Source organism: Shewanella sp. P1-14-1 (assembly GCF_001401775.1).
GTDB classification, from domain to species: Bacteria; Pseudomonadota; Gammaproteobacteria; order Enterobacterales; family Shewanellaceae; genus Shewanella; species Shewanella japonica.
Genome location: NZ_LKTL01000066.1, coordinates 1 through 1,112 on the forward strand (window position 1 = coordinate 1; position 1,112 = coordinate 1,112).

General features: G+C 46.6%; 1 protein-coding gene. It reads left to right on the forward strand.

What is annotated here, in order from left to right:
- Window positions 1-1,112, forward strand: a 1,112-nt coding sequence (locus AN944_RS20960) for a hypothetical protein (protein ID WP_200913392.1), incomplete at both ends; no start/stop codon positions are given.

Below are 1,112 nucleotides of genomic sequence, written 5' to 3' on the forward strand. Positions count from 1 at the left end.
AACATCACCGTCGATTTAGTCATCGATGGCGATAATAACGGTGACATCACTGGTACTAGTCAGGATATTCCAGCAGGTGGTACGGTCACCTTGGTGATCACCGATATTGCTGGCACATCAATTACCATCACAGATGTGGCAGTTAATGCAGATGGCACTTACTCTGTTGATAATGTTGACCTATCTACACTTGTGGATGGCGACATCACAGTAGTGGCAACCGCAACTGACAGCAACGGTAATGACCTGTCTGCCAAAGACACTGAAAACCTTGATGCCCTTTCAAGTAACATCACCGTCGATTTAGTCATCGATGGCGATAATAATGGTGATATCACTGGTACATCACAAGATATTCCAGCAGGCGGCACGGTCACTCTGGTGATCACCGATATTGCTGGCACAACAATTACCATCACCGACGTGGCTGTTAATGCTGATGGCACTTACTCTGTTGATAATGTTGACCTATCTACACTTGTGGATGGCGACATCACAGTGGTTGCAACCGCAACTGACAGCAACGGTAACGACCTGTCTGCCAATGACACTGAAAACCTTGATGCCCTTTCAAGTAACATCACCGTCGATTTAGTTATCGATGGCGATAATAACGGTGATATCACTGGTACATCACAAGACATTCCAGCGGGTGGCACGGTCACTCTGGTCATTACCGATATTGCGGGCACTGCAATTACCATCACAGATGTGGCCGTTAATGCAGATGGCACTTACTCTGTTGATAATGTTGACCTATCTACACTTGTGGATGGCGACATCACAGTTGTTGCAACCGCGACTGATTCAAACGGCAATGACCTGTCTGCCAACGACACAGAAAACCTTGATGCTGTTGATGCTGAGCTAACAATAGACTTAGTGATTGATGCATCTAACCAAGGCGATATCACTGGTACATCACAAGACATTCCAGCTGGCGGTACGGTCACCCTGGTTATTACCGATATTGCGGGCACAACAATTACCATCACAGATGTGGCTGTTAATGCAGATGGCACATACTCTGTTGATAATGTTGACCTATCTACACTTGTGGATGGCGACATCACAGTGGTTGCAACTGCGACTGACAGCAACGGCAATGACCT